At 72.9% G+C, this 24,191-nt stretch carries 23 protein-coding genes; 11 read left to right on the top strand and 12 right to left on the bottom strand.

The window, feature by feature from the left end:
* Positions 1–21: 21 nt before the first annotated feature.
* Together ACFVSL_RS03510 and ACFVSL_RS03505 are read left to right on the top strand one after the other, a co-directional pair.
* The gene (locus ACFVSL_RS03510; protein WP_386938543.1) at positions 22–1,032 is read left to right on the top strand and encodes a helix-turn-helix transcriptional regulator; all 1,011 of its coding nucleotides are present in this window, start codon (positions 22–24) and stop codon (positions 1,030–1,032) included.
* A gap of 121 nt (positions 1,033–1,153) precedes the next feature.
* Positions 1,154–1,615: a hypothetical protein gene (locus tag ACFVSL_RS03505; RefSeq protein ID WP_386938541.1), complete on the top strand. Its 462-nt coding sequence runs from the start codon at positions 1,154–1,156 to the stop codon at positions 1,613–1,615.
* Between the two features lie 85 nt (positions 1,616–1,700).
* Here ACFVSL_RS03505 and ACFVSL_RS03500 read toward each other — a convergent pair whose 3' ends face one another.
* The 8 genes from ACFVSL_RS03500 to ACFVSL_RS03465 all read right to left on the bottom strand — a co-directional run bounded on the left by ACFVSL_RS03500 (position 1,701) and on the right by ACFVSL_RS03465 (position 9,628).
* Positions 1,701–2,609: an ABC transporter permease gene (locus tag ACFVSL_RS03500; RefSeq protein ID WP_386938539.1), complete on the bottom strand. Its 909-nt coding sequence runs from the start codon at positions 2,607–2,609 to the stop codon at positions 1,701–1,703.
* 11 nt (positions 2,610–2,620) lie between these two features.
* A complete protein-coding gene (locus tag ACFVSL_RS03495; protein ID WP_386938538.1) occupies positions 2,621–3,544 on the bottom strand; it encodes an ABC transporter permease in 924 nt (307 codons plus the stop codon).
* On the bottom strand, positions 3,537–4,712 hold the full coding sequence (locus tag ACFVSL_RS03490) for a spermidine/putrescine ABC transporter substrate-binding protein (protein ID WP_386938536.1): 1,176 nt from the start codon (positions 4,710–4,712) through the stop codon (positions 3,537–3,539). Before ACFVSL_RS03490 ends, ACFVSL_RS03495 begins: the two co-directional genes overlap by 8 nt.
* 17 nt (positions 4,713–4,729) lie before the next feature.
* Complete coding sequence (locus ACFVSL_RS03485; protein ID WP_386938535.1) at positions 4,730–5,920, bottom strand: ABC transporter ATP-binding protein; 1,191 nt, start codon at positions 5,918–5,920, stop codon at positions 4,730–4,732.
* A gap of 159 nt (positions 5,921–6,079) precedes the next feature.
* A complete protein-coding gene (locus tag ACFVSL_RS03480; RefSeq protein WP_386938533.1) occupies positions 6,080–7,267 on the bottom strand; it encodes an ABC transporter permease in 1,188 nt (395 codons plus the stop codon).
* Positions 7,264–7,962 (bottom strand): ABC transporter ATP-binding protein, encoded by a 699-nt coding sequence (locus tag ACFVSL_RS03475; protein ID WP_386938531.1) that lies wholly within the window; start codon positions 7,960–7,962, stop codon positions 7,264–7,266. Before ACFVSL_RS03475 ends, ACFVSL_RS03480 begins: the two co-directional genes overlap by 4 nt.
* A complete protein-coding gene (locus ACFVSL_RS03470; protein ID WP_386938529.1) occupies positions 7,959–9,086 on the bottom strand; it encodes a peptidoglycan-binding protein in 1,128 nt (375 codons plus the stop codon). The genes ACFVSL_RS03475 and ACFVSL_RS03470 overlap by 4 nt, the downstream gene beginning before the upstream one ends.
* Complete coding sequence (locus tag ACFVSL_RS03465) at positions 9,083–9,628, bottom strand: hypothetical protein (RefSeq protein WP_386938527.1); 546 nt, start codon at positions 9,626–9,628, stop codon at positions 9,083–9,085. The genes ACFVSL_RS03470 and ACFVSL_RS03465 overlap by 4 nt, the downstream gene beginning before the upstream one ends.
* A gap of 156 nt (positions 9,629–9,784) precedes the next feature.
* Here ACFVSL_RS03465 and ACFVSL_RS03460 point away from each other — a divergent pair, with 156 nt between their 5' ends.
* Positions 9,785–10,453, top strand: a complete 669-nt coding sequence (locus tag ACFVSL_RS03460; protein ID WP_386938525.1) for a response regulator transcription factor — start codon at positions 9,785–9,787, stop codon at positions 10,451–10,453.
* Positions 10,437–11,669, top strand: a complete 1,233-nt coding sequence (locus ACFVSL_RS03455; RefSeq protein WP_386938523.1) for a sensor histidine kinase — start codon at positions 10,437–10,439, stop codon at positions 11,667–11,669. Before ACFVSL_RS03460 ends, ACFVSL_RS03455 begins: the two co-directional genes overlap by 17 nt.
* A gap of 71 nt (positions 11,670–11,740) precedes the next feature.
* Here the strand turns inward: ACFVSL_RS03455 and ACFVSL_RS03450 are convergent, their stop codons facing one another.
* On the bottom strand, positions 11,741–12,403 hold the full coding sequence (locus tag ACFVSL_RS03450) for a hypothetical protein (RefSeq protein WP_386938521.1): 663 nt from the start codon (positions 12,401–12,403) through the stop codon (positions 11,741–11,743).
* Positions 12,404–12,624: 221 nt separating this feature from the next.
* On the opposite strand from ACFVSL_RS03450, the gene ACFVSL_RS03445 reads away from it, so the two are divergent.
* The 5 genes from ACFVSL_RS03445 (at position 12,625) to ACFVSL_RS03425 (ending at position 18,540) form a co-directional block, all read left to right on the top strand.
* Positions 12,625–13,851: a sensor histidine kinase gene (locus tag ACFVSL_RS03445; protein WP_386938519.1), complete on the top strand. Its 1,227-nt coding sequence runs from the start codon at positions 12,625–12,627 to the stop codon at positions 13,849–13,851.
* Positions 13,848–14,519, top strand: coding sequence for a response regulator (locus ACFVSL_RS03440; protein WP_386938517.1), 672 nt, complete (start codon positions 13,848–13,850; stop codon positions 14,517–14,519). Before ACFVSL_RS03445 ends, ACFVSL_RS03440 begins: the two co-directional genes overlap by 4 nt.
* Before the next feature lie 156 nt (positions 14,520–14,675).
* Positions 14,676–16,013, top strand: coding sequence for an isocitrate lyase (gene aceA / locus ACFVSL_RS03435; RefSeq protein WP_386938515.1), 1,338 nt, complete (start codon positions 14,676–14,678; stop codon positions 16,011–16,013).
* Between the two features lie 64 nt (positions 16,014–16,077).
* Positions 16,078–17,766 carry a malate synthase A gene (aceB, locus tag ACFVSL_RS03430; RefSeq protein ID WP_386938513.1) on the top strand — a complete coding sequence of 563 codons (1,689 nt, stop codon included), beginning with the start codon at positions 16,078–16,080 and terminating at the stop codon, positions 17,764–17,766.
* Positions 17,767–17,985: 219 nt separating this feature from the next.
* On the top strand, positions 17,986–18,540 hold the full coding sequence (locus ACFVSL_RS03425) for a GNAT family N-acetyltransferase (RefSeq protein WP_386938511.1): 555 nt from the start codon (positions 17,986–17,988) through the stop codon (positions 18,538–18,540).
* Positions 18,541–18,577: 37 nt separating this feature from the next.
* Here the strand turns inward: ACFVSL_RS03425 and ACFVSL_RS03420 are convergent, their stop codons facing one another.
* On the bottom strand, positions 18,578–19,969 hold the full coding sequence (locus ACFVSL_RS03420; RefSeq protein ID WP_386938509.1) for an ATP-binding protein: 1,392 nt from the start codon (positions 19,967–19,969) through the stop codon (positions 18,578–18,580).
* 7 nt (positions 19,970–19,976) lie between these two features.
* On the bottom strand, positions 19,977–21,356 hold the full coding sequence (locus ACFVSL_RS03415; protein ID WP_386938507.1) for an MFS transporter: 1,380 nt from the start codon (positions 21,354–21,356) through the stop codon (positions 19,977–19,979).
* 55 nt (positions 21,357–21,411) lie between these two features.
* Here ACFVSL_RS03415 and ACFVSL_RS03410 point away from each other — a divergent pair, with 55 nt between their 5' ends.
* The gene (locus ACFVSL_RS03410) at positions 21,412–22,368 is read left to right on the top strand and encodes a DUF5937 family protein (RefSeq protein WP_386938505.1); all 957 of its coding nucleotides are present in this window, start codon (positions 21,412–21,414) and stop codon (positions 22,366–22,368) included.
* Positions 22,369–22,414: 46 nt separating this feature from the next.
* Here the strand turns inward: ACFVSL_RS03410 and ACFVSL_RS03405 are convergent, their stop codons facing one another.
* Entirely contained in the window at positions 22,415–23,404 is a 990-nt protein-coding gene (locus ACFVSL_RS03405) for an NADP-dependent oxidoreductase (RefSeq protein WP_386938504.1), read from the bottom strand.
* Between the two features lie 93 nt (positions 23,405–23,497).
* Here ACFVSL_RS03405 and ACFVSL_RS03400 point away from each other — a divergent pair, with 93 nt between their 5' ends.
* Entirely contained in the window at positions 23,498–24,190 is a 693-nt protein-coding gene (locus ACFVSL_RS03400) for a Pr6Pr family membrane protein (protein ID WP_386938502.1), read from the top strand.
* Position 24,191: the final 1 nt, after the last annotated feature.

Here is a 24,191-nt window from a genome sequence, read left to right as displayed (position 1 = left end):
TTTTGCGAGGAGAATCGGATCATGCGCGCAGACCGGCTCGTCGCCACCCTCCTCGTCATGCAGGCGCGTGGTCGCGTCACCGCCCGCCAGCTGGCCGAGGAGCTCGAGATCTCGGTTGCGACCGCCCGCCGCGACCTCGAGGCGCTCTCGGCCGCCGGCATCCCGGTCTATCCGCAGCCCGGCCGGGGCGGCGGCTGGCAGCTGCTCGGCGAGGGGCGCACCGACCTCAGCGGCTTCACCGCCTCGGAGGCGCGGGCGCTCTTCCTGCTGCTCGGGCCGCGCGCCGACGAGAGCGACGCGGCGCGCTCCGCGCTCCGCAAGGTGCTCAGGGCGCTGCCCGCGACGTTCCGCGCCGACGCCGAGGCCGCCGCCGACGCGGTGATCGTGGACGCGGGCGGGTGGGACGCCCCCGCGACGCGACCGCCCGGGGCGGTCGAGCTCCTGCAGCAGGCCGTGCTCGAGCGACGCGTCGCCCGGTTCGGGTACACCCGATGGGGCGGCGAGTCGGCTGAGCGCACGGTGCGACCGCTCGGGCTCATCGAGACCCGCGGCGTCTGGTACCTCATCGCCGACGCGGTCGCCGATCGGGCCCGCGCCCACGCCGCCGCCGCCGACGCCGGCGCCGGGTCGCCCGCCGCGCCCGCCGCCGCCGCGTCACGGCGCAGCTACCGCGTCGACCGCATGGCCGGCGTCGTCCTCCTCGACGAGCGCTTCGAACGGCCAGAGGCGTTCGACCTCGACGCCGAGTGGGCGGCGCTGCGCACGGCGGCGAACGCGGCGCGGCGACGCGCGGAGGCGACGGTGCTCGTCGATGCCGGAGTCCTCGAGGAGTTCCGCGGCTGGGTGACCGGCACGAGCGACGACGGGGCGGGCGCCGACGGTCGAGTGCGGCTGCGCGTCACCGCGCCGAGCGAGCAGGTGCTCGCACGCCGCCTGGCCGCATGGGCCGGCGAGGCCGAGGTGATCGAGCCGGTGGGCCTGCGCGATCGGCTCGCCGCGCTCGGCGCCGTGCTCACCGAGCGCTATCGGTGAACGTCGGGTGACGTTCGCGCGGTGGGCAGGGGTCCCCATTTCCCCTCGTCGGCGGTGCCTGCTTGGATGTACCGGGGCCCGGGACCGACTCGGGCCGAACTCTCCTGGGGGAAACACCACGATGACCGCATCACGCCCGCTCGCCGCCGCCTCGTTCGCGCTGCTCGCTCTCCTCTTCACCGGCTGCGCCGCCGGTGGTGCGGCCCCGGCGGCCGACGGTGGCGGCGACGCCAAGGCCGAGGCGGCCGCGCCCGCCGCAGACCAGTCGAAGGAGGAGGCCTGCGAGCTCGTGAAGACCACGCTCACCGAGCTCGAGGGCCTCGCGTCGGTCGACACGAGCGACCCCGCCGCCGCGCTCGAGGCGTTCAAGGGCGCCGAGCAGACGGTCACCGAGACCGCCGCGCAGATCAGCAACTCCGAGGTGAAGCCCGCCGCCGACGGCGCGGCCACCGCGATGACCGAGTACGTCACCTACGTCGACGGCATGCTCGCCGACCCGGCGAACGCCGACGTCTCGGCCATGGGCGACCACCTCACCGCGCTCACCGAGGGCATCACCGAGCTCACCACCGTCTGCGCCTGACGCGCGACGCACGCAGAACGGGGGCGCACCTTCCGGTGCGCCCCCGTTCTGCGTACGGCCCCGAGCCGGGGCCCGCCGGATCCGCTCAGCCGCCGCCCATCGTCCGGGCGATGTCCGCGGCCGAGTCGCCCGCGCGCCGGAGCACGAGCGCCACCAGCCCGAGTGCGACCAGCGTCAGCACGAGCATGACCGTCGACACGGCGGCGATCTCGGGTCGCAGGCCGCTGCGCAGGGCGCTGAGCACGTAGACCGGCCACGGCGTCGACCCCGACACCGAGACGAAGGCCGCGATGACCGTGTTGTCGAGGCTCAGCGTGAAGGACAGCAGGAAGCCCGCCAGCACCGCGGGCATCGCGAGCGGCAGGGTCACCTTCCGGAAGGTGCGCGCCGGGGTCGCATAGAGGTCGGCCGAGGCCTCCTCGAGCTTCGGCTCCTGGCCGATGAGCCGCGCGCGCACGAGGTACGAGACGACCGCGACGGAGAACAGCGAGTGGCCGACGACGAGGCGCACGATGCCGTCGTTGAAGATCGACAGGCCCAGGTCCTGTCCGAGGAACACCATCCACGGCAGCAGCGCGACCGCGTCGACGATCTCGGGCGTGACCGAGACGAGCAGCAGCAGCCCGAGGAACCACCAGACCCACTTGCCGGCGTGCCGCGCCATCGCGATGCCGGCGAGTGTGCCGAGCAGCGTCGCCACGAGTGCGGCGATGAACCCCGTCTGCACCGAGATCCAGACGGCGTCGCGCAGCGCGGGCTTCGCGAGCAGCGCGATGAACGAGTCGAAGCCGAACGACTCCCACGACACGAGCAGGCGGCCCACGTTGAACGAGGAGGCGATGATCACGAGGATCGGCGAGAAGAGGAAGAGGAGCACGATGACCCCCCAGACGCCGAACGCGACATCCGACCACGCCCTGCGGGGACGCACCGTGCGCACCGGCCGTGCCGGCTGCACCGGCCGCGCCGTCGGCTGCTGAACCGGCTGTTCCATCTGTCGCAGGCTCATGCCGCGACCTCCTCGCGAGTCGAAGCGGATGCCGCCGTCGGCGCAGAGCCGATGACGAGCCGGTTGCGGGCGCGGAACGGCAGCGAGACGAGCCAGACGACGACCGCCCCGGCCGCCGCGGTGAGCAGGATGACGAAGATCAGCACCACCGCCATCGCCGAGCCGAGCGCCCAGTTCTGCGCGGTCTGGAACTGGCTCGCGACGAGCTGGCCGACCATGTTGCCCTTCGCCCCGCCGAGCACGGTCGCCGTGATGTAGTCGCCCATGAGGGGGATGAAGACGAGCAGGACGCCGGCGACGATGCCGGGCTGCGCGAGCGGGAGCGTGATGCGGAAGAACGTCGTCAGCTTGCCCGCCCCGAGGTCCTTCGAGGCCTCGCGAAGCGGCCCGTTGACGCGGTCGAACGCGACGAAGAGCGGCAGGATCATCAGCGGCAGGTAGTTGTAGACGACGCCGAGCAGCACCGCCCCGCGGGTGTTCAGGATCGCGAGCGGCTCGAAGCCGACGCCCTGGAGCAACGTGGAGAGCGCGCCCTCGGGCGCGAGGATGACCTGCCAGCCGATCGTGCGCACGAGGAAGTTCGTCCAGAACGGCACCATGACGAGCGCGACGAGCAGGCCGCGCCGCGACGGCGGCGCCTTGACGGCCATCCAGTACGCGACGGGCAGGCCGATGACGAAGCACAGCACGGTGCCGACGACGCCGACCCACAGCGTGTTCTGGAACGTCGAGAAGAAGGTCGGGGTGAGCACCTCGGCGTAGCGGTCGAACGACAGCCGGTCGGTGGCCTGCGTGGCGAAGATGCTCGGCTTGTAGCCGAAGCTGAACCAGACCACCATCGCCACCGGCGCGATGAAGAAGATCGCCAGCCACGCCCACGCGGGCGCGGCGAGCAGGAATCCGGGGAGTCGTCTACGCACCAGCCGCCGCCTTCGTCGTGTTCCAGATCTGCACGATGCGCTCCTGCGCCTCGGTGAGCTCGCCCTCCTGCATGGTGGCGAGCTGCTCGGGCGTGAAGAACACGAGGTCGAGCATCGGCAGTCCGGCGTCGGCCGCGACCTGCTCGATGTCCTTCGCGCCCGTGTGGTACCCGATGTAGTCGAGCTCGGACAGGGCGTTCTCGGGGGCGAGCACGTAGTCGATGAACGCGTGCGCCGCCTCGGGGTGCGGGGCTCCCGCCGGGATCGCCCAGTTGTCCATCCACAGCTCGGTCGACGGCGAGCCCAGCACGAATCGCCAGCGCTCGGGGTTCGGGCTCTCGAGGATCCCGAGCCGCGCGTCGCCGTTGTAGGACTGCATGAGGGCGTGCGTCGCCTGCGGGATCGCGCTGCCGCCCGGGTACGAGTCGAACGCCGAGATGTGCGGGGCCAGCTCGTCGACGAGGAAGGCCTCGGCCGCGTTGAGCTGGGCCGCGTCGGTCGTGTTCCACGGGATGCCGTTCGACCAGAAGTACAGGCCGGTGAGCTCGGCCGGGTCGTCGAGGAGGGAGGTCCTGCCGCTCGCCTCGTTCATCGCCGCGTCGATGAAGTCGTTCCAGTCCTTCAGCTCGCGGTCGATCACCGTGGTGTCGTAGACGAAGCCCGTGGTGCCCCACGCCTTGCAGATCGAGTACTCGTTGTCGGGGTCCCACGCGCGGCCGAGGAACTCGGGATCGACGTACTGCAGGTTGGGGATGAGGTCGCGGTTGAGCTTCGACAGCAGGCCGTGCTCGGCCATCTGCGCGACGAAGGTGCCGGTCGGCACGACGATGTCGTAGCCGCTCGTGCCGCGGGCGCCGACGAGCTTGGCCACCATCTCCTCGTTCGAGTTGAAGGCGCTGAGCGAGATCTTCGGCCCGAGGTCGGCGGTGAAGGCCTCGAGCACGTCGGGGGCGTCGTAGTCGCCCCAGGTGTAGATCGAGAGGCGGTCCTCGAGGGCGCCGCCCGAGGCCTGCGCGGCCCCCGGCGTGCCCGACGGCGCGCAGGCGGCGAGCAGCCCTGCCGAGCCCGCCGCGGCGGCGAAGCTCAGGAATCGGCGGCGCGACAGCTCGCGCCGGATGGTCTTGGCCGCGCCCGCGGGCGCGAGGATGCGGATCGGTTCTGCTGACATCGTGGCTCCTCGGCGACTCACGCGGTGGGCGGCGCGACGAACCCGCCGTCGCTCGCCGCTTCGTCGGCCGGGAACAGGAGCACGCTCTCGGGGCGCCAGGAGCACACGACGGTGTCGCCGACCGAGACCTGCGGCGCCTCGGGGGTGGGGCGCCGGGCGATGAGGCTCTGGTCGTCGCCGAGCCGCACGAGGTACTGCATGGTCTCGCCGAGGTGGGAGACGCCGATGAGCGTGCCGCGGGCGGTGTTCGCTCCGTCGGGTGCCGCGCCGGACGCCGCCTCGAGGCGCACGAACTCGGGGCGCACGGCGGCGAGGCCCGCGTCGCCGCCGCGGAGGGCGGGGGAGGCGGGGGCCGCCGCGTGGACGAGCGCGTGCGCCGAGTCGACGGCAGCGCCGCCGTCGGCGACCGGACCGCGGAAGAAGTTCTGCTGTCCGACGAACGCCGCGACGTAGGCCGAGGCGGGCCGGGCGTACACGGTGTCCGCGTCGGCGAGCTGCTCGATGCGGCCGCTGCGCATGATGGCGATCCGATCGCTCATCGAGAGCGCCTCGCCCTGGTCGTGCGTGACGAAGACGAACGTGATGCCGAGCCGCGACTGCAGGAGCTTCAGCTCGAGCTGCATCTCTTCTCGCAGCTGCCGGTCGAGCGCGCCGAGCGGCTCGTCGAGCAGCAGCACCGAAGGGCGGTTGACGAGGGCGCGGGCGAGCGCGACGCGCTGCTGCTGGCCGCCCGAGAGCTGGGTGGGCTTGCGGTCGGCGAAGCCGCGCATCTGGGCGAGGTCGAGGGCGTCGATGACCCGCTCGCGGATCTCGGCCTTCGGCGTGCGCTTCTGCTGCAGGCCGTAGGCGACGTTCTCGGCGACCGACATGTGCGGGAAGAGGGCGTAGGCCTGGAAGACGGTGTTCACGTCGCGGCGGTAGGGCGGGACGCCGAGCAGCGAACGGCCCGAGACGCGGATGTCGCCCGCGTCGGGCTGCTCGAAGCCGGCGATCATGCGCAGCGTCGTGGTCTTGCCGCACCCGGAAGGGCCGAGCAGCGAGATGAACTCGCCCGCCTGGATGGTGAGCGAGAGCCCGTCGACCGCGGTGGCGTCGCCGTAGCGTTTGGTGACGGCGTCGATGACGACCGTTCCGGGTGCCTCGCCGAGGGATGCCCCTGATGCGGGAGCCGTCCCCGACTCCGTCTCGATCGTGGATGCCTGGGTCACTGACGACGCCTCCTGTTCACTCGCGCGCCATCGCGCAGTGGCCATTCAAGCCACGAGGTCGGGCAGACGCAACGCGGTTCGGGGCGAATGAGACGAACCATCGGGCGGGGGCGCGGGGACCTGACAGTCCGTCCGGTCGGTCGGCGCCCCCGCCCGGAGTCAGGTGCTCAGCGCGGCCGTCGGCGAGGTCCGTGCGGCGCGAGCGGCGGGCAGCGCCCCCGCGACGGCGCCGACGCCGACCGTCGCCCCGACCGCAGCCGCGAGGACCGCGAGCGGCACCGCGACGGGCCATCCGTTCGCCCCCGCGACCACCGCCGTGATCGCCCACCCGATCGCGGTGCCCGCGATGCCGCCGCAGAGCGCCAGCAGGATCGCCTCGACGAGGAACTGCGAGCGCACGTGCCGTCGGGTCGCGCCGAGCGCGCGGCGCAGGCCGATCTCCTGCCGGCGCTCCAGCACCGAGATCACCATCGTGTTCGCGACGCCGATGCCGCCGACGAGCAGCGCGATCGATCCGACGCCGACGAGGAGCCCCGTGAACGCCTGGTCGATCGTGTTCTTGGCGGCGAGCGCATCCGACGGCCGGCTGACCTTCACCTGCGTCGGCGACTCGGGATCGATGGTGGCCGGCAGGAGGTCGCGCACCTCCGCGACGAGATCGTCGGCGGAGCGCTCGTAGACGACCGACGGCGAGCCGTCGAAGTCGAAGAGCTCGGTCGCGATCGGTGCGCCGACGAAGGCGACCGAGTCGAGTTCCGGGGCGAGCGGCGAGCGGTCGAGGATGCCGGCGACCGTGAACAGCCGCCCCTCGATCTCGATCGCGCTGCCGATCGAGACGATGCCGAGCCGCTCGGCCGCCGCGGCGCCCAGCACCGTCACGGGGAACGCCGAGGTCGCGCCGTTGAGCCACGCGCCCGACTCGAGCTCGGTGCCGGTCGCCTCGAGCAGTTCGAGGTCGGCGACGGCGACCGTGAGCCCGCCCGTCGCACCCCGGTCGACCATCGAGTTGCGGTAGACGTGGACCTCGGCGAGCGAGGCGCTCCAGCTCGCCCGCTCGACGCCGTCCATGCGGCGGACGCGGTCGATCGCGTCGCTCGGCAGTTGCGCGTCCTGTCCGAAGAAGTCCGAACCGGCCGAGGCGGTGAGCAGGTTCGTGCCGAGCGAGGCGAGCCGTTGCTTGACGAGCGCCTCGCTCGACGTCGAGATGCCGACGACCGCGACCATCGCCGCGATGCCGATCGCGATGCCGAGGGCCGAGAGCACCGCCCGCATGGGCCTGGCCCGGAGCCCGTGCAGTCCGAGGGAGAGGAGGTCGCCGGCGCGGAGCCGCGAGCGGAGCCCGTTCACGATCGGGCTCCGGCGAGGACGCGCTCGCCCGTCGACAGGACGCCGTCGCGGATCCCGACGCGGCGAGGCATCCGCCCCGCGACCTGCAGGTCGTGGGTGATCACGACGACGGTCGCGCCCCCGGCGTTGAGCTCGGCGAGGATCGACACGACGGTCTCGCCCGAGCGGGTGTCGAGGGCTCCCGTCGGCTCGTCGGCGAGGAGGAGCGCCGGCTCGCCGACGACCGCCCGGGCGATGGCCACGCGCTGGCGTTCTCCGCCCGACAGCTCGTTGGGGCGGTGGCGCGTGCGGGCCGCGAGGCCGACGCGTTCGAGCGCGACGGCGGCCCGGGCCCGCCGCTCGGCCTTCGGCACCCCGGTGTAGAGCAGGCCGATGGCGACGTTGTCGAGTGCGGTCACCCCCTCGGCGAGGTGGTACTGCTGGAAGACGAACCCGATGGTGTGCGCCCGGAGACCCGAGAGCTCGGCGTCGCTCATCGCCCCCGTGTCGTGGCCGTCGATGCGGATCTCGCCGGAACTCGGCCGATCGAGCGTGCCCATGAGGTTCAGGAGCGTCGACTTGCCCGAGCCGCTCGGCCCGACGATCGCGAGCATCTCACCGTGCGCGACGTCGAGGTCGGCATGCGAGAGCGCGACCGTGGGCGGCGAGCCGTACGTGCGGGTCACCGACCGCATCCGGATCAGCGGGCCGCTCATCGGGGCACCACGACCTCGTCGCCCGCCTCGAGCTCGCCGCCCGTGACCTCGACGAGCCCGTCGGCGAACAGGCCGAGCTCGACGGGCACGCTCGTGACCTCGCCCTTCGTCACGACCTCGACCGCGAAGCCGCCGCCGGCGCGGGCGAGCAGCGCCGTGACGGGCACCATCAGCGCGTCCTCCCGCCTCACCGCGGTCAGTTCGCCGCTCACGCCGACGTCGTCGAGCCCGTCGGCGGAGGCCGCGTCGTCGAGCGTGATCGTGACCGGGAGCTTCAGCTTCGTGCCGCCCTGGTCGTCGTCCTGCTCGACCGGGGCGCCGACGGCGCTCACCGTACCGGGCGCGGTGCCGCCGCCGGGCAGGGTGAACTGCACGGGCGTGCCGACCGGCGCGATCGACTCGAGGTTCGGCGCGAGGAACACGCTCACGCGCTTCGCGGTGCCGGTCACGGCGATGACGCCGGCGCCGGCGGCGGTACCGGGCTTCACCTTGTGCTGGGCCACGCGCACGGGCTCGGGAGCGAAGAGGATGCGGCCGAGCTCGACGGAGCCGGTCTCCTCGAGCCCGAGCGACTCCTGCCACTCCTCGATCGCCTCGGCCGTCGACCAGGCGAACTCCTCGTCGGGTTCCCGGTCGAAGAAGCCGAGGGCGGCGAGGTTCTCCTCGAGCTGGCGCACGTCGGATCCGTCGTCCATGCCCTCGGCGAACGCGCGCCACGCCGGCAGCTCGCCGAGCAGCAGCACGACGGGGTCGTCGTCGACGCGGAACATCGTGGCGCCGCGATCGAGGACCGTGCCGACCGCGGGAAGCCAGGTGACCGTGCCGCCGAGACTCGTGCCGAGATCCCGCGACTCGCCGTAGCCGAGGCGTCCCTTCAGCCGGACCCGTTCGGTGAGGTCGCCGCGGGTCGCCGACGCGGTCGCGACGTCGCTCGCCGGGTGCTCGTCGTCGTCGCCCGCCGCCGGCGCGGGCATCGTCACCGCGAGCACGCCGCCCGCGATGCCGAGCACCGCGACGCAGGCGCCCGCGATGAGCCACGGGCGGCGCCGGCGCGGTGACCCCGGGGTCGCCGCGGTCGCCGCGTCGGGCGCGGTGGCCTCGGTCGTCGGCTCGTCGCCCGTCACTGCTGCCCCATCTCGGGGTAGTCGGCCTTCTCGGTGCACGTGTCGAAGTCCTCGGGGTCGACCTCGTCGACCGACATCGCCTGGGTCATGCCGACCGAGCCGTCGGCGGAGATCTCGGGGTCGGGGAAGTCGTAGCCGAGCTCGCGCATGCACGCCGCGAAGCGCAGCGAGGCCTCGTTGATCTCGTCGGCGTCGGGCATGCCCGGCGCGGCCGGCGGCTCGCCGAGTTCGTCGATGCAGGTGTCCTGCGCCGCCGCCATCGCCTCGGGCTCGATCTCCTCGGGATCGAGCGCCTCGTCGGAGTCGGCGGAGTCGCTCCCCGTCGATCCGCCAGAGGCCGTCGCCACCTCGATGTCGACGCCCTGCTCCTTCATGCACGACACGAAGTCGGCCGACCACTCGTCGTAGGCCGCATCGGAATCGCCCGACTTCAGTTCGGGCGTCTCGGGGGCGCTCGGCGCGCACGCCGTCAGCGCGAGGAGGAGGCCGATGCCGGTGAGCGCGAGACGGGTGCGGGCGCCGCGGGAGGTTCGGGAGGTCATTGGGGTGTCCTTTCGTACGCGCCGTGTTCGAGCGCGGATCCCAGCACACTCCCAGCGCGGTCGTAGTGGGGTAAAAGGTGGCACTGACGTTTTCCTTATGCCCCGCGGGGTGTGATGGGACATCCCTGACGCCCGTGAACCGAATGGAGTCGAGACGTGCGCGTGCTGATCGTGGAGGACGAGCCCTACCTCGCCGAGGCGGTGCGCGCCGGGCTCGCGCTCGAGGCGATCGCGGCGGATGTCGCCGCCGACGGCGAGACCGCCCTCTTCAACGTCGACGTCAACGACTACGACGTGGTCCTCCTCGACCGCGACCTGCCGGGCGTGCACGGCGACGAAGTGTGCGCCGCGCTCGCCGCCCGCGAGGCGCGTCCCGCGATCCTCATGCTCACGGCGGCCCGCCGGCTCGGCGACAAGGTCGAGGGCTTCGAGCTCGGCGCCGACGACTACCTGGCGAAGCCGTTCGAGTTCCCCGAGCTCGTGGCGCGCGTGCGCGCCCTCGGGCGCCGGAGGTTCTCCGCGCTGCCGCCGCGGCTCGAGGCCGCGGGCGTGACGCTCGACCCCTTCCGCCGTGAGGTCTTCCGCGAGGGGCGGTTCGTGCGCCTCAGCCGCAAGGAGTTCTCGGTACTCGAGGTGCTGATGCGCGCCGACGGCGGGGTCGTCAGCGCCGAGACCCTGCTCGAGAAGGCCTGGGACGAGCATGCGAACCCGTTCACGAACTCGGTCAAAGTGACGATCTCGACGTTGCGGCGCAAGCTCGGAGAGCCGTGGATGATCCGCACCGATCCGGGTGCGGGGTATGCGATCGATGTCGCGCGCGGCTGAGCCCGGAGCCGCCGCGCCGCGGTCGTTCCGGCTGACGGTGCGCGCGCGCCTCGCGCTGACCTACGCTGTGCTGCTGACCGTGGCCGGGGCGGTGCTGCTCGTGATCGTGTCGTTCATCGTGGGCCTCGTGCCGAGCTACGAGTTCGCGGCGACGACGCCCGCCTCGACCCTGACACAGGCGACGCAGTCGCAGTCGGTGCCGGCCGATGCGCCGATCGAATCGGCGGCGCCGGTCGAGCCGCTCTTCGACCCGGGGATCCTCGCTGCCTCGACCACCGAGGCGGCCGTCGTGGTGAGCTCGCGCGCGGACATCCTGCAACTGCTGCTCCAGGTGTCGGTGGGCGCGCTCGTGCTGCTCGCGGTCGGCGGCGCCTGGGCGGGCTGGTTCGTCGCCGGCCGGATGCTGCGACCCCTCCAGGAGGTGAACGTCGCCGCGCACCGGGCGTCGCGCGGCCACCTCGACCACCGCATCGCCCTCGGCGGACCGCGTGACGAGATCACCGACCTCGCCGACACCTTCGACGGAATGCTGGACGCCCTCGAGCGATCCGCCGACGCCGACCGGCGGTTCGCCGCGAACGCGTCGCACGAGCTCCGCACCCCGCTCGCGACGACGAGGGCGATGCTCGACGTGGCGTTGTCGACGCGATCGCCCGCCGACGAGCGGCTGCTCGAGCGTCTCCGCGAGATGAACGAGCGCAGCATCGCGACGGTCGAGGCGCTCCTCGATCTTTCCGCGATCGAATCGGCCGAGACGGGTCAGTTCGGGCCCGTCGACCTCGCTGCGGTCGCGGCCTCCGTCGTCGACGAGTCGGGTGCCGAGGCGGAGGCCGCTGGGGTCCACATCGGCTCGACGCTCGGGGCGACGACCGTCGAGGGCGACGAGGTGCTGCTGCGGCAACTCGTGGTCAACCTCGTGCAGAACGCGATCCGCCACAACGAACCGGACGGCTTCGTGACGGTGACGACGGACGCCGCGGGGCGGGCCTCGTTCCTCCGCGTCGAGAACGGCGGGGCCGAGCTCGACGCCGCGACCGTGACGACGCTCACCGCGCCGTTCGCCAGGGGCGGCGGCCGCACCCGCGATGCCGCCGACCGCGGCCGCGGCCTCGGACTGTCGATCGTCGCCGCGATCGCAGCCCGCCACGGGGCGGAGCTCGAGCTCGCCGCCCGCCCTGGCGGGGGCCTCCGCGCGACGGTGTGCTTCAGTCGGTGATGCCGTGCCGGCGCACCGCGCCGGATGCCGCGGGCCGAGGTGCGACCCGGGATCCGGCCCGGACGGCAGCGTCAGGGGCGTCCGCGTCGCACGCGTGCCCGGGCACGGCTGTCGATGCGGTCGCGGAGGAACAGCACGCCGATGACGAGCAGGAAGAGTCCCGCCGGCACGCCGCCGCCCGACTGGGAGAGGAAGATCAGGCACACCTGCAGCAGCACGAGGGGGACGGCGATCCACAGGCTCACCTGCTTGGCGCGCACGAGCGACACCGTGAGGGCGATCACGCCGACGAGCCAGGCGCCGTTCGCGACCATCGCCACGATCGGGAAGAACTCGAGGTCGATGCCGTTCACCGCGCTCGTGATGGTGCCGACCGTGAGCAGCACCGCGCCCGCCGCGGCGACGGTCGCCCCCCAGCTGCTCCGTGCGTACCGGGCGAGGCCCAGGTAGACGACCGCGAGGCCCCAGAGCACGACGGTGAAGAGGGCCAGCAGCACTCGGGTGCGCGGGTCGATCGCCGGATCCTCGTCCTGCGGGAACAATGCCTGGGTGACACCCATGATGATCGAGAGCACCGCGGCGGTGATCGACGCAGCGCCGGCGAGGCGGGTGCCGATGCGGCCGATGAGACGTCCGTCCCGCGGGTAGGGGCGGGCGAGGGCGACGCCCTCGCGGCCGGTGGCGGGCAGTGCGGGTGCGGGGGCGCCGAAATGCTTCGAGAGTGACGGGGTCATAGTGTCGCCTTCCTTGGTCGGATGGAGCCGGCAGCTCGCCGGGCAGCAGCCAGCCTCGTGCCGGTGCGGCTTCCGGAGCATCCGCCGCTGGTGGCGCGGCGCACCGACTCGGGGCGCGTCGGTGCGCGACCCGGGGCAGGCCACGATGCCGACCTGGGGAGGTGAGGATGTCGACCTTCGTCGCTGTCGTCCGGCCCGCCCGCGCGCATAGCATCGGAACCGTGCCGACCGAGAAGACTGCGCAGGGGCGATCGCCCGACGACCGCGCGACGATCCGAGGCGCCTCGAGCGGCGACCTCGCGCCCCGTGCCTCGGCCGTCCCATCGTGGACCTCGCCGCTCGACCTCGCGATCGCAGGCGGCATCGGCCTGTGGGCCACGCTCGAGGCCGTGCTCGTGCCGTCGAGCAACGTCGCCGAGCAGCTCCTCTTCGCGCTCGCCGTGTCGGCGCCGCTCGTCGTGCGGCGACGGTTTCCCGCGCTCGTGCTCGTGGCGATCGCCGCGGCGCTCGTCGCGCATGCCGCGCTCGCCGGGCCCGACGCGACGTTCAACCCCTTCCCGAGCCTGCTCGTCGCGACCTTCACGGTGGCCGAGCGCATCGCCTCGTGGTGGATCGCCGGCCTCCTCGGTCTGGTGCCCATTGGGGCGATGCTCGCCGCCCACTCGCTCGGGTACTTCGGCTCGCCCGGCATCGAGACGGCGGGCACGGTGTTCCTCGTGTTCTTCGTGGGCGCGACGTGGGCGGCAGGCCGCATCGTGCGCCATCGTGCGCTGACCCTGCAGCGCACCCGCGACAGCTCCGATCGCCTCGCCGCCGATGCCGTCGCCGTCGAGCGCACCCGGATCGCCCGGGAACTGCACGACATCGTCGCGCATGCGCTGTCGATCGTCGCCCTGCAGGCGGGCGCCGCGGAACAGTTCCTCGACAAGGACGTGGAGCGGGCTCGACGCCACCTCGGGCTCACCCGCCGCACCGCGCAGGAAGCACTCGACGAGATGCGTCACCTCCTCGGCGTGCTGCGCGAGGACGGCGTCGACTACGCGCCGCAGCCCGGCCTGTCGGGCCTGCCCGACCTCATCGCCGAAACCGAGGCCGCGGGGCATCCGTGCCGGATCGACGTCGACCCCGGGGTCGGCGACGTGCCCGACGGGCACGCGCTCGCCGTGTACCGCATCGTGCAGGAGTCGCTCACCAACGTGCGCAAGCACGCGCCGGGTGCCGAGGCGGCGGTGGGGGTCCTGCGTCGCGACCGCGCCATCGTGGTCGACGTCGTGAACGGTCCGGCGCGGAAGCGCCCCGCCTCGCCGGGTCTCCCGACGGAGGCCGGCGGCCGCGGGCTGCTCGGCATGGGCGAACGGGTGCGGGTCTACGGCGGCACGCTCGAGTACGGGGCCGAGCCCGACGGCGGGTGGCGCGTGCACGTCGAACTGCCGATGGGGGGCTCGTGAACGCGCTGCGGGTCCTCGTCGCCGACGACCACGCACTCGTGCGGTCGGGCATCGTGGGCCTGCTCGAGGCGGCCGATCTCGAGGTGGTCGGCGAGGTCGGCGACGGCGCCGCGGCGGTCGAGGCGGCGCGGCGGCTGCGACCCGACGTCGTGCTCATGGACATACGCATGCCCGGCGTCGACGGCGTCGACGCGACCGCGCGCATCACCGCCGAGCAGGGCTCGGCGCGGGTGCTCGTGCTGACCACCTTCGACCTCGACGAGTACGTGTACCGCGCGCTCGCCGCGGGCGCATCCGGATTCCTGCTGAAGGACGCTCCGCCCGAACGGCTCATCGACGGCGTGCGCACCGTCGCGCGCGGCGAAGCGCTGCTGGCCCCCGCGCTCACCCGGCGGCTCATCGAGCAGTATCTCGCCGCACCCTCGCCCGGGGCGGCCTCCGATGCGGGGCCCGACCTCACGCCCCGCGAGCGCGAGGTGTGGATGCTGCTCGCCCGAGGCCTCTCGAACCACGAGGTCGGCGAACGCCTCTTCCTCAGCGAGGCGACGGTCAAGGCCCACATCACGCGGTTGTTCGTGAAGCTCGGCGTGCGCGACCGGGTGCAGGCGGTCGTCGCCGCCTACGAGTCCGGGCTCGTGCGGCCCGGCGAGCAGGCCGAGGCCTGGTAGCGACCGGTTCTTCCGCGTCGCAGAAATACTGCAGAAGTTCACCCCCGAATCGTCGGTCGGGGTGCTCCGGGCGGGCGCAGCATGGGTTCCAGACGAACGGATGACCCGCCACGAGGCATCCCGAGAACGCACCCGCAGCACCGAAGGAGCACGACGATGAGCACCCCCAACCGCCCCGGCGACCAGACCCAGACCGCGGCCGAGCTGCAGCTCGAGTGGGACGCCGACCCCCGCTGGGAGGGCGTGAAGCGCGACTACACCGCCGAGGACGTCATCGCCCTCCGCGGCCCCGTCCGCGAGGAGCGCACGCTCGCCAGGCGCGGCGCCGAGAAGCTCTGGGAGAACATCCAGAAGAACACGGGCAACGCCTTCGAGCGCATGGAGGACCCCGAGTGGTCGGCCGCGCTCGGTGCCCTCACCGGCAACCAGGCCGTGCAGCAGGTGCGCGCCGGCCTCAAGGCCATCTACCTCTCGGGATGGCAGGTCGCGGCCGACGCGAACCTCAGCGGCCAGACCTACCCCGACCAGTCGCTCTACCCCGCGAACTCGGTTCCCGCGGTCGTGCGCCGCATCAACAACGCGCTCCTCCGCGCCGGCCAGATCGAGCAGGGCAACGAGGCGCAGACGGGCATCTCCGACTGGATGGCCCCGATCGTCGCCGACGCCGAGGCCGGCTTCGGCGGACCGCTCAACGCCTACGAGCTCATGCACCAGATGATCGAGGCGGGCGCGGCCGGCGTGCACTGGGAGGACCAGCTCGCGAGCGAGAAGAAGTGCGGCCACATGGGCGGCAAGGTGCTCATCCCGACCTCGCAGCACATCCGCACGATCAACGCGGCCCGTCTCGCGGCCGACGTCGCGGGCGTCCCGTCGATCATCATCGCCCGCACCGACGCGCTCGCCGCGACCCTCCTCACGAGCGACCACGACGAGCGCGACAAGCCGTTCGTCACCGGCGAGCGCACCGCCGAGGGCTTCTACAACGTGCAGAACGGCATCGAGCCGGTCATCGCCCGCGGCCTCGCCTACGCCGAGTACGCCGACCTGCTCTGGGTCGAGTCGGCCGAGCCCGACCTCGACCTCGCGCGCCGCTTCGCCGAGGCCGTGCACGCGAAGTTCCCGGGCAAGCGCCTCTCGTACAACTGCTCGCCGAGCTTCAACTGGAAGAGCCACCTCGACGACGACCAGATCGCGAAGTTCCAGCGCGAGCTCGCGTCGATGGGCTACGCGTTCCAGTTCATCACCCTCGCCGGCTTCCACTCCCTGAACCACGGCATGTTCACGCTCGCCAAGGACTACAACGAGCGTCACATGTCGGCCTACGTCGAGCTCCAGGAGGCGGAATTCGCCTCGGAGGCCGCCGGCTACACCGCCACGCGCCACCAGCGCGAGGTCGGCACCGGCTACTTCGACCAGATCGCCACCGCGCTGAACCCCAACAGCGCTACGCTCGCCCTCGTCGGATCGACCGAGGAAGAACAGTTCAACCACTGACCCGCCAGCAGGCCGGTGCGGTGCCGAGGCACCGCCCGGCCGGCGAACCGGAGGAGAAACGACCATGAACACCCTCATCATCGAACGAACGGATGCCCCGCCCGCACGCGCGTCCGAGGCATCCACCCCGCGCCCCGCGACCGGGAGCTTCCAGACCGTCGCACCGCGCATCGAGGTCACCGCGCCGCTCGGCGCGCGCTACGACGAGATCCTCACGCCCGAGGCGCTCGCGTTCCTCGCCGAGCTGCACGACCGCTTCGCCGGCACCCGGCACGAGCTGCTCGCCGAGCGCCTGCAGACCCGCGTCGACGCGGCGAACGGCCGCGACCCGCGGTTCCTGCCCGAGACCGAGTGGATCCGCAACGACGCCACCTGGCGCGTCGCGGGCGCCGCTCCCGGCCTCGAGGACCGTCGCGTCGAGATCACGGGGCCGACCGACCGCAAGATGGCGATCAACGCCCTCAACTCGGGCGCGAAGGTGTGGCTCGCCGACCAGGAGGACGCCACGAGCCCGACCTGGGCGAACGTCATCGAGGGCCAGCTGAGCCTGTTCGACTTCCTCAGGGGCGAGCTCGAGTACACGAGCCCCGAGGGCAAGGAGTACCGCGTCACGGCCGCCGAGACGCCGACCATCGTGATGCGCCCGCGCGGCTGGCACCTCGTCGAGAAGCACCTGAAGTTCCACGACCGTGCCGGCCGTGCGATGCACGCCTCGGGGTCGCTCGTCGACTTCGGGCTGTACTTCTTCCACAACGCCCAGGCGCTCATCGCCGACGGCCGCGGCCCGTACTTCTACCTGCCGAAGCTCGAGTCGCACCGCGAGGCGAAGCTCTGGAACGACATCTTCGTCTACGCGCAGGACGCGCTCGGCATCCCGCAGGGCACGGTCCGCGCGACGGTGCTCATCGAGACGATCCAGGCCGCGTTCCAGATGGACGAGATCCTCTACGAGCTCCGCGACCACTGCGCCGGGCTCAACGCCGGTCGCTGGGACTACATCTTCTCGATCGTGAAGACCTTCCGCTCGCGCGGCCGCCGCTGGGTGCTGCCCGACCGCAAGCAGATCACGATGACGGTGCCGTTCATGCGGGCCTACACCGAGCTCCTCGTGCAGACGTGCCACAAGCGCGGCGCGCACGCGATCGGCGGCATGAGCGCGTTCATCCCGAACCGCCGCGACCCCGAGGTGACCGAGCGCGCGCTCGCCGCGGTCTCGGCCGACAAGCGCCGCGAGGCCGGCGACGGCTTCGACGGCACGTGGGTCGCGCACCCCGACCTGATCCCCACGGCCCGCGCCGAGTTCGACGCGGTCCTCGGCGACCGCCCGAACCAGGTCGACCGCCTCCGCGACGACGTGCAGGTGACGGCGGCGCAGCTGCTCGACATCCCGTCGATCGGCGGCGAGGTCACCGAGGGCGGCGTGCGCGACAACATCTCGATCGCGATCCGCTACATCGAGTCGTGGCTGCGGGGCGTCGGCGCCGCGGCGATCGACAACCTCATGGAGGACGCGGCGACCGCCGAGATCTCGCGCTCGCAGCTGTGGCAGTGGCTCAACGAGAACACCGTCACCGCCGAGGGCACGCGCATCGACCAGACCTCGATCGTGCGCCTCATGGCCGCGGCCGTCGCCGAGCTGCCCCGCTTCGAGGGCGACCGCTTCGACGACGCGATCTCGGTGTTCCGCACTGTGGCGCTCGAGCCCGAGTTCCCGACGTTCCTCACCGTGGGGGCGTACGCGCGCTTCCTCTGAGGCGCGGCCGACGACCAGGGCCTTCCCGACCGCATCCGGCGACCCCGGAGGTGCAGCGGCCGGGGAGGCCCGTTCGGCGTGCGGGCGGCCACCGCGGTCGCGGGATCTCGGATGCCCGTCAGGACGATACTCGGGAAGGCGTCCTGACGGGCTTCCGTCCTCCCGGGACCGGGGCGTCGCACACATCTCCGACGCGGCCCGCTCTGGCAGAATCGCGGCGTGACCGACCTCGTGATCCGACCAGCGACCGCCGCCGACCTCGAGGCGCTCGCCGGGCTCGCCGCCGAGACGTTCCCGCTCGCGTGCCCGCCGCACACGACGGCCGAGTCGATCGCCGACTTCGTCGAGCGGCACTTCCAGCCCGAGCACTTCGCGGCCTACCTGGCCGACCCCGAGCGGCGGCTCGTGGTCGCCGAGCGCGGGGCATCCGGTGCGCTCGTCGGGTACAGCATGCTCATCGGCGGCGAGCCGGGCGATGCGGATGCCGCGACCGCCGTCGGCGCCAGGCCGGCGATCGAGCTCAGCAAGTTCTACACGCGTGCGGGCGAGCACGGCGGCGGCATCGCGGCGCCGCTCATGGCGGCGACGCTCGACGCGGCGCGCGCCGCGGGCGCCGTCGTGTGCTGGCTCGGCGTGAACGAGGAGAACGGGCGGGCGATCCGCTTCTACGAGAAGCAGGGCTTCGCGAAGGCGGGACGCAAGCACTTCACCCTCGGCGGACGCATCGAGAACGACTGGGTGCTCGTGCAGCCGCTGGCCGACCCGGTGGAGTGACGGCGCGCGGGCATCGCCCCGCCGTGCGCGGCGGGCCTCAGCGCAGCGGCACGCCGACGTCGCCGCCGCCCTCGGGCGTGAGCCTCGCGTTCATCGCGAGCAGCATGGGCGCGGGCGCGAAGCCGCCGGCGAAGAGCGCCTCGCCCTGACGGAACCACGGGGAGCGCGCGATCAACGCGGTCGGCGCGTAGCCGAAGTACGTCGCCAGGCCGTCGAGGTCGATGGGCGAGCTCATCTTCATCAGCGCGAGGTTGTCGCACTGGGAGATGATGCTCGGGTGCACCTTCGACGGCCGCTGCGTCGAGAGCAGCAGCCACAGGCCGTACTTGCGCCCCTCGGCGGCGATCTGCACGAGGCGCTCGCGCACGGCCACGGCGAGCGGCGACGTCAGTTCGGGCGAGCACAGGTTGTGCGCCTCGTCGATCACGAGCAGGGCCGGCCGCCGCTCCTCGCGCCGCTCCCACAGCTCGTCGAGCACCGAGAGCGCGACGACGAGGTGCTGGTCGGGCGTCGAGAACCCGCCGAGGTCGAGCACCGTGGCATCCGCCCGCTCGTCGACGATGCGCGTCGCCTCGAGGGCGTGCGCGGCCCAGACCTCCCACGTGAGCAGCCCCATGTTCTCGATGCGCAGCCCGAGCGCGCGCCGTGCGGGGTCGTCGGAGCCGAGGAGCTCGGGCAGCAGCTGGTCGGGTTCGCTCGCGCTGAGCGTGTCGCTGAGGTGCACGACGGCGTTGAACTCGTCGCGGTCGGCGACGGGGTCGAGGCGCAGCACCGCGGCCTTCGCCGCCATGTTGAGCGACCGGAAGCGGGCGCGCAGTGGCTCGGTTCCGGGGGTGTTCGGGCGCAGCACGCGGATGTCGCGCTCGCGCAGCAGTTCGGCCGTGTCGCCGCTCGCACCGGGGTTCAGCTCGCCGAGCCGCACGAAGTCGGAGTTCGGGTCGAAGACGACGACGGGCAGGGCGGTGTGCGCGATGAGCTGCTCGAGCACCACGCCGAGCGCGTAGGTCTTGCCCGAGCCGCTCTGCCCGCACCAGAAGGTGTGCCGGTTGAAGCGGTGGGCGAGCAGCAGCGCCGGGCGGATCGGCGGGCTGAGGTTGACCCCGATCTCGAGCGTCGCCCCCATCGCGGCGTGCACGAGGTCGATCGTCGCGGCGTCGGCGACCTCGACGGCGCCGCCCGTGAACGGGGCGCCGCCGCGCTGGTCGAACCGCTCGCCGTCGACCTCGCCGAGCAGCCGCCCGTGCAGTGCCTCGGCGTCGTCGTCGGCGTCGGTGAGCTCGCGCGACTCGACGAGCGCGAGCTGCCGGCCGTGGTCGGTGGCGATGAGCAGCAGGGTGCCCGCGATGAAGGGCGTGCCCGAGGCGTCGGGGATCGTGAACGACCGGCCGTCCTCGGAGTGGGCGGTCAGCGGCGCGCGGTGCTCGGCCATGCGCCGATCATGCCACGGCGGCGGCCCGTCGCGCGATCAGCCACGTGCCGAGTCCCGAGGCGAGGAAGATCGCGGCGAGGACGGCCCAGCCCGAGATGCCGTGCGAGATCGCCGTCGCGTTGACGACGAGCGGCGCGGCCAGGGCGCCGACCGAGTACCCCATGCCGAAGACGCCCTGGTAGGTGCCGGCCCGCACCGGGTCGGCCAGCTCGAAGCTGAGGCCCCAGCCGCCGGCCTGCGAGAGCACCTCGGCGAACGCGTGGGCGGTCGCGGCGATGACGAGCACCGCGATCGCGAAGCCGACCGGCAGCCCGGCCGAGGCGGCGTAGACGAGGCACGCGCCGGCCATGAGCCAGGCGGCGATCGCCGACACCCGCCCGGCGACGCGGAGGTCGTGGGTGCCGCGCGACATGGGCACCTGGAAGACCACGACGATGATCGTGTTGAGGATGAGCAGCGCGGCGATGAGCACCTCGGGTGCGGCGGTCTCGCGGGTGATCCAGAGCGGCACGCCGAGCTCGCCGACGCCGAACTGCATGCCGAAGATCGCGCTGAGCGCGGTGAGCCAGAGGTAGCGCGGGTCGCGCCACGGCGAGTGCGAGCGCCAGCTGCGCCGCTCGCTCTCGATCGCCTCTGCGGTGGCCGCGGCATCCACCGAGCCGGTCGCGGTGACGACCTCGGCGACGGCGGCGCGCGCCGGGGCGTCGACCCGGGCGGGCAGGCGCACGAGCTGGAAGAGGCCGAGCAGGTAGAGGACGCCGGCGCCGAGGATGAGGCCGCGGTACGCCTCGGCGGTGCCCAGCGCCAGGGCGAGCGCACCGAGCCCCGAGCCGACCGCGATCGAGACGTTCGTCACGGTGCGGAGGACGGCGCGGGCGTGCACCCGCGACTCGCCGGTGAAGGCCCGCGCGATGATGGCCGAGCGGGTGGAGTTCGCGCCCTGTTCGAAGAGCCCGCAGATCACGGCGATCACGAGCGCCGTGACGAAGTCGGCGGCGAACACGTAGGTGATGAGGGCGGCCCCCTCGATCGCCGTGAACAGGATGATGAGCCGCTTCGCGCTGAACCGGTCGGCGAGCCAGCCGCCGGCGAAGGAGGCGACGACGCCCGCGCCGCTCGCCGCGGCGAGCACGATCGCGACCTCGCCCGGGGTGAGGCCGACGATGAGGGTGAAGTAGAGCACCGTGACGGTGAGGAAGATGCCGCGACCGATGCGCGAGATGAGGGTCGCGCCGACGAGGATGCGCAGCACGGGGTCGGCGACCGAGGCGGCGAGGCGGGCGACGAGGGTCGGGCGTGCGCCGGGGGCGGCGTCCGCGTCGACGGCGGGGGTCGCGCCGGTGTCGGGGGAGGCGGGGGCGGTGCCGTGCGGGATGGTGGGGCTCACATCACAGTTCTCGCAGAGCCGCAGGGGCCGCGAAATTGATGTAGCGTATGGCTACATGTTGCGCTACGTCCTGAACGAGTCGGATGTCGCGTCCGTGCGCTTCGGCATCTCGCCGCTGTGCGAGCTCGGTCTCTCGCTCCGCGCCATCCGCGACCCCTCCCGGTTCCCGCTGCAGCTGCCGTGGCTCCGCCGCACCGAGGCGGCTCGCGCCGACCTCGACCTCGACGCGCTCACCGCGCTCATCGACGACCGCCTCTGGACGCCCGACTTCCTCAACCCGCGCCCGACGTCGCCGCTCACCCGGCTCGACGAGGAGCTCGACGCACTGCGGCACCTGCCGGCCGACGAGTTCGAGCGCGACCTCGTCGGCGTGCACGGGCGCGTGCCCGAGGTGTTCGCCGGATCACGGCGGGTCGCCGTGCGCCGGCTCGTCGCCGCGCTCTCCGAGCTCTGGGCCGCGACGTTCGAGCCGTACTGGCCGCGCATGCGCGCCGTGCTCGAGGCCGACGTCGTCTACCGGGGCCGGCAGATCGCCCAGAGCGGCCTCGCGACGATGCTCAACGGCATCTCGTCGACCGTCGACTACGAGGGCGGCGTCGTCTCGGTGCGGCTGAAGGACCCGAACGACCGGGTGCAGCACATCGACGGGCTCGGCCTCACCCTCGTGCCGACGATGTTCACCCGCCGCGGGTCCGCCCCCGTCGGCGACGGACCGCCGATGATCATGTACCCGGCGCGCGGCCAGGGCGCACTGTGGGAGGCGGAGAGCGTCGCCAACCCGGCCGCCGTGGCGGCCGTGCTCGGCGAGACGCGCGCGCGGCTGCTCTCGGCCCTCGGCGACCCGGCGTCGTCGACCGAGCTCGGCGTGCGCTTCGGCGTCACCGCCTCCGCGGTGAACCAGCACCTGCGGGCGCTGCGCGACGCCGGGCTCGTCGTCTCGACGCGGTACGGGCACAGCATGCTGTACCTCCGCAGCGAGCTGGGCAGCTCGCTGCTCGCGGCGGGGCGCTAGGCGGCGGCCACGGCGCCAGGGCGAGGGACGCCGGAGCCGCGACCGGTCAGGCGGGGTCGGGCGCGACCCGCAGCACGAGCTTGCCGCGCACGTGCCCGGCCTCGATCAGCCGGTGCGCCTCGGCGCCCTCGGCGAGCGGCAGCTCGCGGTCGAGGTGCACCCGCACCGCGCCGTCGTCGATCAGCCGGGTGATCACGGCGAGGGTGCGGGCGTCGGGCGAGACGACGTAGCCGGTCGCGCGGATGCCGCGTGCCGCCGCCTCCTCGCCCATCGTCGGCCACGAGCCCGTGGGCACCGTCACGATGAGCCCGCCCGGGCGCAGGGCGTCGAGCGAGCGCGTGCCCGTGGCATCCTTCACGTTGCCGATCAGGTCGATCACGACGTCCTGGTCGCGTGCGACCTCCTCGAAGCGCTCGCTCGTGTAGTCGACGACCCGGTGCGCGCCGAGCCCGCGCAGGAACTCGGCGTTGCGCGCCGACGCCGTCGTCGTGACGGTGGCGCCGAAATACGCCGCGAACTGTACGGCGAAGTGCCCGACGCCGCCGGCGCCGGCGTGGATCAGCACCCGCTGCCCGTCGTGCACCCGCGCGGTGTCGACGACGGCGCCCCATGCCGTGAGCGCCGCGAGCGGCACGGCCGCGGCGTGCGCGAAGTCGAGCGAGGCGGGCATCGGGGCGAGGCTCATCGAGCTCACCGTCGTGAACTCGGCATGGGCGCCCGGCATGCGCGGCACCCGCACCATGCCGTAGACGCGGTCGCCCGGCTGGAGCGGATGCGCCGCGTACGGCACCTGCTCGACGACGCCCGCGAAGTCGTGCCCGAGCACCGCGGGATAGCGCTCGATCGCCGCCGAGGTGCCGCGACCGGCGCGGGTCTTCACGTCGATGGGGTTCACGCTCGCCGCGACCACGCGCACGAGCACCTCGTCGCTGATGCGGAGCGGCCGAGGCACCTCGGCGAGGTGCAGCTCGCCGGGATCGCCCGTGCGGTCGATCACCAGTGCCTGCATGGTCTCCTGCGCCGTCTCCGCCTGCATTCCCCGTGCCTCCCGTCGTGGTCCTCGCTCCATTCTGCCCGCCGTGGCTATGCTGCGAGGAGCGTCGTCGCAGGGCGGCCGGGAGGGGGCATCGTGCGTCGAGCGTTCGGAGTGCTGCGGGTCGTGGCCGCCGCCGCGATCATCGCGGCCGTCGTGGGGCAGTTCGCGAAGAGCCTCTCGCTCGTGCCCGACCCCGCCGTGTTCGTCGTGAACTTCTTCAGCTTCTTCACGATCCTCTCGAACGGCGTCGCCGCGGTGGTGCTGCTCGTCGGTGCCGCGTACGCGTTCCGGCGGGCGAGCGATCCGCCGCTCTTCGACCTCGTGCGCGCGTGCGCGACCACCTACATGGCGACGACCCTCGTCGTCTACAACCTGCTGTTGCGCGACATCTCGCTCGACCAGGCCGCCACGCTGCCGTGGTCGAACGAGATCCTGCACGTGTGGGCGCCGCTCTACCTGGTGCTCGACTGGGTGCTCGCGCCCGGGCGCGGCCGGGTGCCCTGGAACCGCTTCTGGTGGATCGCGGCGTTCCCCGTGGCCTGGGTGGTCTACACGATGATCCGCGGGGCGATCGTCGGCTGGTACCCGTACCCGTTCCTGAACCCCGAGGTGAGTCCCGGCGTGGGCTACGACGGCGTCGCCGTCTACGTCATCGCGATCGCCGCGTTCATCCTGCTGGTCGGCGCGGGCGTCGTCGGCATCAGTCGTGCGGCCCGGCCGTCCCGACCGGCCGAGCCCGAGGCGACGCCCGAGGGCGATCGCACGGTGACGTCGGCCGCCGGCTGAG

It is taken from the genome of Agromyces sp. NPDC058064, assembly GCF_042885275.1.
Taxonomy (GTDB): Bacteria; Actinomycetota; Actinomycetes; order Actinomycetales; family Microbacteriaceae; genus Agromyces.
This window is presented reverse-complemented; position numbering and strand designations above follow the sequence as displayed.